The 11,686-nt window shown below is 43.3% G+C and carries 7 protein-coding genes; all 7 read right to left on the bottom strand.

Annotated elements, in window-relative coordinates; translation table 11 throughout:
* Window positions 1-95 precede the first annotated feature (95 nt).
* Window positions 96-1,109, bottom strand: a complete 1,014-nt coding sequence (locus HNQ56_RS19970; RefSeq protein WP_429149779.1) for a PDDEXK nuclease domain-containing protein — start codon at window positions 1,107-1,109, stop codon at window positions 96-98.
* Window positions 1,110-1,410: 301 nt separating this feature from the next.
* Window positions 1,411-2,499, bottom strand: a complete 1,089-nt coding sequence (locus HNQ56_RS19965) for a hypothetical protein (RefSeq protein ID WP_429149776.1) — start codon at window positions 2,497-2,499, stop codon at window positions 1,411-1,413.
* A 378-nt stretch (window positions 2,500-2,877) separates the two neighbouring features.
* Complete coding sequence (locus HNQ56_RS19960) at window positions 2,878-7,305, bottom strand: coiled-coil domain-containing protein (protein WP_429149774.1); 4,428 nt, start codon at window positions 7,303-7,305, stop codon at window positions 2,878-2,880.
* Entirely contained in the window at window positions 7,298-8,008 is a 711-nt protein-coding gene (locus HNQ56_RS19955; protein ID WP_429149771.1) for a DUF6063 family protein, read from the bottom strand. Before HNQ56_RS19955 ends, HNQ56_RS19960 begins: the two co-directional genes overlap by 8 nt.
* 11 nt (window positions 8,009-8,019) lie before the next feature.
* On the bottom strand, window positions 8,020-9,621 hold the full coding sequence (locus tag HNQ56_RS19950; RefSeq protein ID WP_429149769.1) for a hypothetical protein: 1,602 nt from the start codon (window positions 9,619-9,621) through the stop codon (window positions 8,020-8,022).
* A gap of 34 nt (window positions 9,622-9,655) precedes the next feature.
* Window positions 9,656-10,657, bottom strand: coding sequence for a Wadjet anti-phage system protein JetD domain-containing protein (locus tag HNQ56_RS19945; RefSeq protein ID WP_429149768.1), 1,002 nt, complete (start codon window positions 10,655-10,657; stop codon window positions 9,656-9,658).
* 66 nt (window positions 10,658-10,723) lie between these two features.
* The gene (locus HNQ56_RS19940; RefSeq protein ID WP_429149766.1) at window positions 10,724-11,455 is read right to left on the bottom strand and encodes a class I SAM-dependent methyltransferase; all 732 of its coding nucleotides are present in this window, start codon (window positions 11,453-11,455) and stop codon (window positions 10,724-10,726) included.
* Window positions 11,456-11,686 lie beyond the last annotated feature (231 nt).

Genomic DNA, 11,686 nt, shown 5'->3' with positions numbered 1-11,686 from the left:
TGTATCGGATAAAGTGACGATCAATGATGCCCTACACCGAATTCAGGTTAAAATAAAGTGCTGATTGCTGTATCTCCTAATTTGCCGGACAACACTTAGTCACTCCATTTCCTCACAATCTTCTCAACTTCGGCAATTAGCTTATCTTTGTCCGGAATATAGTAGGTGTATTTTGAAGCAAATATATTATTCGATAGACCGCCAAGAGCATATTCAACAGTCAATGCTTCTTTATCCGTACACAAAATAATACCAATCGGCTTATTATCATCTTCATCATTTACTTCATTCTCATAATAATTCAAATACATATTTAACTGTCCTGCTGCTTCCGGCATAAGCTTCGTCGTCTTCAACTCAATTAACACATACGATTTCAATGGTTTGTTATAAAATACCATGTCAACATAATAATGAGTATTATTTATAGTTACTCGTTGTTGTGTACCAACAAACATAAATCCTCGTCCTAGTTCAAGCAGGAATCTTTCTATCTGTTCTATAAGTGCTTTTTCCAAATCACTTTCCATAACAGGTTTATTTTCTGGCAATCCTAAAAATTCAAATACATAGGGGTCTTTTATCATATCAGAAGGTCTTACTAACTCTACACCCTTGGTCGCTAATCTTAGTACCTCCTGCTTGTTAACTTCACCTTTAGAAAGTAGCAAGCGTTCATATAGCGATGTATTAACTTGCCTTTTTAATTCTCTGACAGACCAACTTGAATTTATTGTCTCATTTTCATAAAAGCTACGTTTGTCTCTATCTGAAATACTTAACAACTCACAATAATGGGACCAGCTCAATTTAACAGACACTGTCTGTTGAATTTGATATTCTAAATAAAATCTTCTCATAAACTGCAAGTTTGAAATAGAAAATCCACGTCCAAATTCTTTTGTTAATTCTTTAGATAACTGTTTTAATGTTTGTTCCCCATACTCTGCCCTAATACTATCATTCTGTTCATAACGAACAATGATTTCTCCTATTTTCCAATAGGAAGCTATCAGTTCATTGTTCACAGCTCTCGCTACATTACTTCTTGCAGTATCAAGAATACTTTTAATTTCATTTACCAGTGGATTCATTATTCTATTCACCATTTAATGCCCCCTATACTATAACTCATCTTATCACCAGATATATTTTTTCTCTCCATTAGACAAACCATCTCCACATGCCTTGTTGCTGTAATTCTGAAGACCATCGGGGCTGATATCCCCTTGGTGTCAGAATATATTTTCAATAATACCGCCACTCAAATCTTGATTTTTATAAAATGACTGTATTAAAAATCTTAGCCTTATCCGTTTTTAACAAAAATCAATATCTACGTTCCGACTTATCATTTCTCTTTTTAAATTATTAATTGAGTAAGTAGCAGTTTTACATATAAAAATTATATTAAAAAGGCTCTCTCCGACCAACTACGGGGTCACATAGATCTACTCTCTTTAATGAAAGTTCAAACCAACGACTCAAATTCTGATATGGACCTTTTTTTTCAATAACAAAACCACATGCCTCAAGAATATCTTTCAATTCAGATTGTTTATCTATTGTTCTGTTTTTTTCAATATATGGATCTAGCCACAATTGTCTTCCTGTATAGTCTCTAATAACCAGTCTATATGCTCCAGTCTTATAACCATACTGATTTGAAGGATTAAAAAAACCATAATCAATTGCTTGTTCGTCATCAGAAAATAATATATATTCAACTGGATTCGGAATAAATGCCCAATACTTTTCAAGAACCTCTATACTCTTACCTCTACTCCACCTATCATCCTGTAATAAGGTTAAGCGCCCTTGATGCCAGTACATATTAGCATGAGCATTTTTATAATTATCGCGTAAGCGAGAATCAAAATCACTTTCTCTCACATTTACCTCCCAATTTCCATCTTCATCCTTTATATATTTTACTATTGGATGAAAAAATACATTTTCTATTAAGTTTTTCGGTATCCCTATCATTTGTAATACTTCTGAACTTCCATGGGGTCCTCCTCCACCATAGCCACAATTGCAACCCGGCAACCACATCTCATTGCCATTTGAATCACTTATTACCATATGCGGAATTGATAAGCTTATTAAATCACCATATCTAAACTCTTCTAATGTTAGAAAATAGTTCTCAATAGCTGCATCAATATCCTCAAAAAAAATCGATATTCGTTCTATTGAACCCAAATGAACTACATGCTTTTTAAAGTATGTAACATTATCTCTAGTACTAGATTTTTCACAAACATACTTTGGACTTCTTAAGTTTGTATAACGCGGAAGAATGCCTTTCTTCTCCATATACTGCACAACATCTTGTAAAAGATACACTGAACCATTGGCAGTGCTCTTAACAGGAACCAATTCTCCTTCTTTATGTAAAATAGAAACTCTTTGTCGAGAAACATTTAATTTTTCAGCAACTTCATGAGTAAGTAGTATATTACGAGCTAAAAATCTCTTATATATGTTCTCTTTCATCTTCTTAAACCTCCTTTGTATTAGTTTGTTTTTACAGCATACACCTTTTATTGCTAGCCGTCAACATTATTTTCTTCCCGTAAAAAAGACACCAAAGTTTTTATATTTAAAATAAGATAACAAAGAAGCAAAAAAAGAGCTGTCACAAAACTAACCTTTATCGCTAGTTGAGGACAGCCCTTTTGCAATACAATAATCCTATCATATTTGATCATTATATCGCCGTCAGCAAGTTCATTATAACAGTTCCCACATCAATTGGCAACCGGAATACGGAAGAATTTTACACTGATTTTTTTCATAATTCGACACCCGGCTGCTGTATTACAATTATAATATACATAAACCTGCAAAATTCATATTATGCTCGACCCTTCATCAAAACAACAGCTCCATCTGTTCCATCTCTTCCACCTTAACCTGTGAAGCTCGGATAGTTAATATAGGTTTCTCTCCCTTGATATGCTCCCCCTTCAGATACTGTACATCCTTTTGCAGTCCGGACTCCATCAGATTCAAGACATAGATATTATCAAATCGGTTGTAAATAGATTCACCGCCCAAGCCGGAGAGACAGATCAACTGTGTATTATTTTTCCGTGCGATATCCATCAAAGGCTTCAAGAGATGCGCCGCGTTGGTCTGGGCAAAGGGATTGTCCATCACCAGAACCTTCCCCTCCTCCTTTTCATAGAACAGATCCGTATCCTCTCTTCTCATATAGGACAGCAGACTGGAAAGAACAACGAAGGCGGATAGGAACCCTTCTCCGCCGGAGTTCTTGGCTACCTCCGCCCAGGTGATGGGATACTCCCTTTGTGCCTCAATCTTATACAATCTGATTCCTACATTCCCAATACCCACTACGGTATCGTACAGATTTCTGGTTGTCACATTGGAACCGATCATTTCTTCCAGATTCTCATTCTGATCCAGCCTCTGAAGCCCTGATATAATCAGCCCTTCCATAAAGCCCCGCATTCTCTGTTGATAGATACTTTCCTGCTCCTCCCATTCCGGGAGCTTGATTTTAAGCATTTTAATGGATCGCTCTCTCACCGTGATGGTTGAATTACGGTCGATTTTACCCAGATTCTTGTGTATTTCGCAGATATAATCCAGAAGCATCTCCGTTACCTTCGCCTGCTCCCTCTCCACGATGGCGATATCTACCTCCAGCTTCTCCAGCAGGGCATGGAAGGAGGACAGGATGATCTCCAGCTGTTCCAGAATTCCCTTGGGCTCGTGAGCCAGATGCGTCAGGGTTTCTAACGGTCTTTTGAAGAATTCTTCTTCGTATTTCTTCTTTCCGGCGATACCATCCAGGCATTTGCCAAGAGCCTCCCGCTTCTCGTCCTGAACCTCGTCTGATTTGCGGTAATCCCTCACCAGTCTGCCCCGGAAAGCAATCCATTCCTTCCCTTCTAACTCTTCCAGGCTGCTCTTGTTCATAGCGCTTAGTTCTGTTTCAAAGAAAAAGCTTTGCTCCGTTGTGAGCTGATCGAATTCCGCAAGGCCGGACAGGTTATTTTCATAGCAGGCGATCTTCTCCTCGCATGACTTCTTCTGCTCCTTCTCCTTCTCAAGATCTGCCAGTATCAGCCTGGCACGCCTCTTAAATTCCAGATCAACAATCCGTTCCCGTGGGATCGGTTCCAGTTTTTCAAACCGCTCCTCCAGCAGCATTTTCCCTTCTCTTACCCGATTCTCCAAAACCGCAATACTGGTAGATACCTGATTATACTCCTCCCGGATCCTTCCCAGTCTCTCTTCCTGGGAACTCCGCTCCCTTCTGACCTCACGCTCAGTAAAGGCATCCATCTTAACATCCTTATAATCCGGTTCAGAAAGCCCATATAAGGCTTCTTTATCCAAAAGCTGCTGTTGCTTTTTATCAAAGCGATCCTTTGCACGCCCCAGACTCTCCTCCAACTGAAGCTGATCCTCGCTGATCTTCCTGGTCAGAGCCTCGAATCTCGCCTCCAGGTCCTCCAGATCCTTGTGTATCCATTCTCCGGTCTGATAGCTCTGATATTCATTCAGCTTCCTCTGCAGATCCCTCAGCTTCATTCTTTCTCTCTCCCTATTAATACCAGAGGCCTGGATAAATTCATTGATTTCGGCGATGCGCTGCTTCCTCTCCGCTATCTTGCGTCCCAGGATCTCCAGATCCCTGCCGATCTGCTCTAATTCCTTTCTTTCCTTCAGATAATCTCCATACTGCCGGTACAGCTTTTCAAAATCCTGTATCTGGCTTCTTATATTCGCTTCCTGCCGGTTGCCCTGCTCTATCTCACTTTGCAATTCCCTTTGCTGACGCTGCAGGACTTCCTTTCTTTCCCTCAATTCATTCAGCTCTTTTTCCAATGACCCGGTTTGATAGCTGCAGGCCTCCAATTCCGCGATACAACTGCGATAACTGCTTTCTGTTACTGTCTGATACTTGATTGCATTGTATCTGTCCTCATACTCCCTGATCTCCGTTTCCTTCTGTCCAAGAAGCTTACCAATCCGGTTAAGCTCTGTCTGCTTTTGTTCCAGCAGCTCCTTTAAGGCTGCCGCGTCCAGCAGATGATGATTGAACAGGACAAAGAAGCTGATTTTATTCATCTCATAGATGCAGCTAACCTCTTCCTCCTGATGAAAGGCCAGATCCTCCCTCCGTATAATCGGAACCGGAAAGGAGGTATAGAAATCAATCCGGGCTGCTGCCAGCTGCTTCAGCTCCCTTCCGCTCATAATAATACTGTAGGGCAGCATGGGATTCTGTTGTACCAGCTTCTGATTCACTGCCGCAGAATTGCCGTTTTTCTTCAGCCAGTCCATACCATAGACATAGGATATATCCATACTTCTCAGCAATTCACTGAATTCTCCCGGCAATTCCAGCAGCTTGCCGGTCTCCAGCTTTCGGTACTCCTCCTCCAGCTCTTCCCCTTTTCGCTCCAGGCTGCGTTTGGCCTGTCCCAGCTCCTCAATCTTTCTATTAAAGCATTCGCCAATCCTCTGAGGCTGGAATAGTTCCGCTTCTCCCAACCCCATGAATCTCAGAATCATTCTTCGTGCTTCCAGCTGCTCTTCATATCCCGCCAGGCGTTCCTTGTGATACATGGACTGCTGCTTTAATTCTCCCAACCTGGCATTGTGATCCTCCATATTCCTGCTGAAGGAGGTGATGCTCTCATCCATCTGTACCTTTTTGCTTCTTTGCCGCATCAGCTTTCTTTGGAGTTCTTCCAGTGCATTCTCAAGCTGGGCCTTCATCACCTCCAGGGCTCCCTCTTCGTACACTCCTAAGATATTCCGCTCCAGCCTTGTCCCATAGCGCTTATTAAACTCCTGTTCTTCCTTATCAAAGACCTTTATATTCGCCTGAAGCTGTCCCATAAGCTGCTTCCATTCCTGGGCCTGCTTCTGCTCCGCGGCCTCCTTCTCCGATATGATTTCCAGCTCCTCCCGTTTGGATAGCTGCTGCTCCTCCAGCTCCTCAAGGTACTTTTCCTGCTTTTCTACCGCATCTTCATAACGGCACCTGAGATTGTAGCCTAATTGGTTCCGCTCCGGAAGAAGCTCCTTTTCCTGCGCCTTTAAGACCTCCAGCTTATTCTCCAGCAGCAGCACCTCACCGGAGCACTCTCTGTATTCCTCATATAATCCGGCGCATTCCATAGTATGCAGCCGGAAGCTTAAGGCATCAATCCTCTCCTGAAGCTGAGTCCTGGCCTGTTCCCTGTCTTCCTGCTTCTTGAATAAGAGCTCCAGCTCATCCATAAGACAATACAGCTGATAGGATGCCTCTTCATACCGGATATTCTGCAGCTGCTGCTCCAGAACGGTAAGCCTCTCCTCCAGTATCTCCCGCTCTCCGGTTCTTTTCTCCAGCAGGGCACTCAGGCATTTTCTGAGATATGCAAGCTTTTCCTCGTATTGAAGCTTCTCCTGCCGGGCAATGCGAAACTGCTGCGCACTCTCCCGTATCAGCTCCGCATCCGACCGGAAGGCTGCAATGGTTTCCTTCCGCTCGATCTTCGACTGATTTTCCTTATATTGAAGAATAAATTTATGGATGATACCGGCAAACTCTTTCATCCGGTTTTCCTCCTTGTTTAACTTACTCTCCACTGCGGACAGAAACCATTTTTCTACCAGCCCCGCCTCGTCCTTGGCGTCCTTAAACAGCTCCGATAAACCAGATTCCTTCAGATTTACTTTCTTAATAATCGCTTCCCATTCTGTATTGTTAATCTGGAATTCCCTCAGCCTGTCAAAATATTTCCTTTGGTGGGCCGTCTGATTCAAATCAAAATATTGAAAATTCAGCCCCCTCTCCTTCCTCGCTTCCTCAAACAGCAATTTACAGGCATGAAAGCCCTTGAGCTTCTTAGTCCTCCCTTCCGTCTCAATCACCGGAAGATTGTGAATGTCGAAGGGATTGGATTCCCGATATTCGTGAACAAAGCTCACAATATCCAGTTCTTCCTTACTATCTTCCTCCGCCTCCTGCCTTTGACGAACCATCATTCCCACCAGAACATATCCTGCTCCCCCATCCAGAAGCCATTCTGTCAGGAGAAAGGTGGGCCTGACCGTGGTAAAAAAGCTGGCAAAGGCACGGTCCGCGGTATCCCGGTACCGTCTTCTGACGAAGGGGGCGATCATCATCTGTACCAGAACCGATTTACCGCCGCCGTTTTGAAGGGAGAGCAAGGTACTGTCCCCCTCAAAACGGAAGGTTTCGTCCTCAATCCGCATCGCATTGTTATTATAATTCAGATTGATTGCCCGAAAGCAGTTAATCTTACTCATTCTCTTTCACCCCCAGAACCCGCATGACCCGGTTATAATTATTCTTATTCAGCAGGTTAAAATCCATAAAATGATCCAGCTTCCTGGTCGTCTTAATCATTTCATCCTCTTCGATATAGTCAATTAGCCCCTGTTTTTGCAGAAAAGCCAGGATTGTATGCAGAAATCCCGCCTTGCTGGTCCTCTGTCGGCTTCCCTTATCGTCACTGCGCAGGGCTTCAAATGCCTCCTGCATATTGGTAAAAGCAAGCCCTCCCTGCTCTTCCTCCTGCTGATTGGAAACGCCTTCTCTTAACCGTTCCGTAATGCAATTCATCAGCTCTCCCACCTTCATAAAATCTCTGGTCTTGCTGGAACTGCTCTGTCCGTCATAGAATTCCACCAGCAGGGTCAGGATGACGAATTGAGAGAGATAATAATCCTTGTCTGTAGCGGTGGATTTGCATAGCGCAGCTTTAAGCAATGCCTTGGAATAGCCTAGAAAGTCATTCTCCTCCTTGGGAATCAGATAGATTACATTGCCATACCTCTCAATATTGCTCCCCGCCGCTTCTCCCTGGCACTTCACCAGATGCATGACAGTTTCCTTCTCCGTATATGCCTTATAAAGCTCTAATTCCTCTTCTTCCTTCAGTTCCCTATACTGCAGCAGATAATAGAAAATCATCTGGCTTGCTGTAATATCCTCCAGTTCATACGTCATACCGGCCCTCCTTATTCAATCCGAAACACTACATTGCTGCACCGTATTTTCTTCATCACACCGCTTTCGCTGGCCACATTCTGAAATTCAACAGCCTCTCCCTCTGTTTTGCTTACCTCCAGCCGTCTCAGCCTCCGAAAGGCTTCCTGCTCCTCCGCCACCTCCAGCAGGCACAGATTAATCTGAAAATCCTTGACGGTATCCGTAAAATGCTCCTCCCGCTCTTTTCGCAGGCTATCAAAGAGGAATTCCTTATTCTTGATTAATTCCACCATGATTTCCCGGAATATCTCCAGATTGGGAATGAGCCTTTCCCTGTCCTCCGGGGTCAGAAGCTCCTTCAGCTCCAGGAGGGAGATCTCCCCGCATGGAACCGTATAACCCAGAATACACTGCAGACTTTCCTTATAGACCCTCAGCTTCTCCTCCAGTCTCCTCTGCTGCTCCAGCCTCCAGATCTCGTCATCAAAATCCTCTAACTCCTCCGCCTCTTCCGGCTCCCTCGCCTTTATGCTTTTCTGATATTCAAAGGCCTTGCCTATGTGATAGGTCTTGTCCGGCTCCCGATTGAACAGGGGTCTCAGGAAGAAGTCCAGCCGGTCCAAATGCTCCGGGTTCTGTAAAATCGGACGATATAATTCATTGCGGAAGGAGAACCGCTTAATCAGGGACATCTGTGACAGGGCTTCCAATTCCTTTGTATACATAGCCTTCAGATCAAAATGTGTGGAGAGAAGCCTCTGATACTCATCCAGTGCCCGGTTAATATAGCCTTCTATAATCTTTAGATTTCTCAGATTGCCGGCTTCCCTTTCCTCCAGCTTCTCCACATGAATATCCTGCTGCTCCATCTGTTCTACCAGCTTTCTGACATGCTCCCGGTAGCCGCTGAATTTATTCTTCGTATCATCGATGGTCATGAGATTATCATCCAGAATCCGGCTGTATTCCGGCACGGTGAACTGCAGCGCATTCTGCCTGATCTTGCGCATGGCTTCCTGCATTCTCTGAAGCTGGATTCGAAGGAGGTTGAAAATATACTTGATGTCATCCACCGCTTTATCATAGCTGGCCTTCTCCATATGGAGCTTGAAGATCATTTCATGAATAGTAAGCTTCATATTGCCCTCAATCTCCAGAGTGGACAGCATGAGATTGTATCCGTCCTCCGTCAGATAGTATGAGGTTCTCCTTACGTCCTCGTGGATATAGATGATCTTATTGGCAATAAAGCTGATATGTATCTCCTGATATTGACCCAGCTCATAATCAAAGCCATGGAAATACATTGCCTTGCCATCGTCACACAGAATAACATTTACTAAAAAATCTCCCAGCTCCTTGCACTGATCGTAGGATATCTGTTTTTTCAGCCATTTTATATTAATGGTATCAATAAAGCTGCCGATATCGTCCATAGTACAAGCCTCATCCTTCAAGGACTGTTCCATAATATATAAAAGAACAGAGAAAATGAGATTCGTCTGTTCGTATAGGGTATCAAAGCCATACTGCTTCCAGGTTCCCTTCTGTATGCTGTTGCGAAAGAGCATTGCGTAGGAACCAATGCTCTTCATTCTCTTTGTAAAGTCCTTTAGAAAATCCAGTTCCATACCTTAACCATACCTTTCCTCTGCCGAAAGCTTCTTAAAAATCTTTTCTCTGAAGAATTTCCTGGGGAATATACCTGTTTTTCTGAAGCAGCAGCTTCATCTGCATTTGTACCTCCTCCGAGAAATAGGAAAAGAATTCGCCGCCAATCCTGCTGTTCTGCCCTTCCTTCATCGTGGGCAAATCTACCCCCTCCGCTTTTTGAAGCATGGCCTCATAGGCGGCACAAAAGGGCTGCAGTCTGACCCTGTCCCGGAAGCTTTCCTGTAGTCCTTCAAATATAATAATCCCTTCGTAGTCCAGATCACCAAAATACAGGATTTCATTTTCCGGATCATTCCAATAGGGTTCCACACAGAAGGTAAAGTCCCGGAAGGATCTATGGATGCTCTTCCCTCCGCCGTATACCAATGTTCCAATCTCTTCCCCTAATATGGTCGAATGCTTGTCCAACAGATGCTGCCTCATACTGTAGAAGGTATCCTTATTCTCTATGATCAAAAGCTTCTGCGGCACTCTCTTGTGATGGGAATAATAAGCCAGGGGTTCCGTGGTATCATATACATTCAAGTCATCGGGCGTCAGACCCAGTTTTTTCAAAAGCCTGATTCCGCCTCCCATCTTCAAATATTTCTCCCTGCTCCAGATATCAAAGCTCCTCTCATTATAGGATGCCGGCTCTTTCAGGCATTCGCTCTGCTCTTTGATAAAGGTATTTAAAGACATTATAAACGGCCTATCCTTCTGATAAGCTTCTATATTCCTTATATAATAATCATTTTTTAACATTGGAACCAATTGATACATCAGTTCCTCGCGGCAGGTCCTGTCATCCTTCGCCTCCCGAATGATATGATATGCCCGGTGAAGAGCCGGTTTCTTTCCATTCAGCCCGGATCGAAAAACCGGTGAGATCCGGCCCATGCTTGTCAAGTTATGGATCAGCTCTGCTAAATCGGAATAGTCCATCACCCTCATGAATTCCCGGAGCTCCTCCAGAGTGATTTTATTTTTCGGAAAATCAGTTATTTTTCTCATAAAGTTTCCTTACTAAATATAATTTCATTTATTATACAATGTTTGGTAACCCTATGCAATGGTACATTATTTTTTCTTTGCTGAGATAATCAGCATCATGGGCCTGCGCAGCTCATCCGCCATTCCTTCCACCGTTTGAAGCAGATGTGCCGACGGCTGGGGTTCTACAACACCCGTCACTTCAAAGCCTCCTTGTATTAAACCGTTCAGATAGGTTGTGAGTGTCCTGTGGTATTTGATCACTTCTTCCCCAAGAAATTCAGCCGTTCTCGAGCCTTCAAAGAAATACCGGTCTACGGGAAAATGAAGAATATTTCCGTTTTCATCATAATACCAGTTCTGGCTCCCATAAGCCGTGAAAACCGGATGCTCAACAGAGAAAACAAAATCTCCCCCAGATACAAGGCAGCCGGATACTCTTTCAACGATCTGTCCGAAATCTTCTATATAATGAAAGGCAAGGGAACTGATTACTGTGTCAAATGAATCTTTCTGAAAAGTGATCTCTTCTATCGGCATTCTCATATAGGAAATTTTCTTATCCGTTTTTTCTTCTGCCACAGCCAGCATTTTCTCCGAGATATCCACTCCTGTAATCGCTTTTGCTCCATGCTCTGCGGCATATTGACAATGCCAGCCAAATCCGCATCCTAAATCCAGAACCCGTTTATCCTTAAAACCTGGCAGCATTGCTTCCAGGGTCTTCCACTCACCGGCACCGGCAAGTCCCTTTGTCGAACGATCCATCTTGCTGTATTTTTCAAAAAACACCTTATCATCATATTTATTCTGTTTCATATTTAATCTCTCCATGCAAATTGCTTATCTTTATCTGTCGATATTATACACTCTCCGCAAGCGTCCATGAGATGGCGCTTCGTGCCAGGATGCGAACTCCACCCTGCTCCGGCGCGGTTATAATGCTAACGACATTATAACATAACATTTGCAGATTAAGAAACACGTTTTATATTATTGTTATACATACTATAAGAATAACTGCACCATATTGTACACCTCGATTACAGG

This window comes from Anaerotaenia torta, from assembly GCF_050433395.1.
In the GTDB taxonomy this organism is placed as follows: Bacteria; Bacillota; Clostridia; order Lachnospirales; family Lachnospiraceae; genus Mobilitalea; species Mobilitalea torta.
The sequence above is the reverse complement of the archived record's forward strand: the minus strand, read 5'-3'. Positions and strand labels throughout refer to the sequence as shown.

What these genes read in the sequence shown, in the direction of transcription:
- HNQ56_RS19955 (WP_429149771.1), bottom strand. Translation starts at nt 8,008, where the DNA reads ATGACGTATGAACTGGAGGATATTACAGCAAGCCAGATGATTTTCTAT.
- HNQ56_RS19950 (WP_429149769.1), bottom strand. Translation starts at nt 9,621, where the DNA reads ATGGAACTGGATTTTCTAAAGGACTTTACAAAGAGAATGAAGAGCATT.
- HNQ56_RS19940 (WP_429149766.1), bottom strand. Translation starts at nt 11,455, where the DNA reads ATGAAACAGAATAAATATGATGATAAGGTGTTTTTTGAAAAATACAGC.
- HNQ56_RS19965 (WP_429149776.1), bottom strand. Translation starts at nt 2,499, where the DNA reads ATGAAAGAGAACATATATAAGAGATTTTTAGCTCGTAATATACTACTT.
- HNQ56_RS19970 (WP_429149779.1), bottom strand. Translation starts at nt 1,109, where the DNA reads ATGGTGAATAGAATAATGAATCCACTGGTAAATGAAATTAAAAGTATT.
- HNQ56_RS19945 (WP_429149768.1), bottom strand. Translation starts at nt 10,657, where the DNA reads ATGAGAAAAATAACTGATTTTCCGAAAAATAAAATCACTCTGGAGGAG.
- HNQ56_RS19960 (WP_429149774.1), bottom strand. Translation starts at nt 7,305, where the DNA reads ATGAGTAAGATTAACTGCTTTCGGGCAATCAATCTGAATTATAATAAC.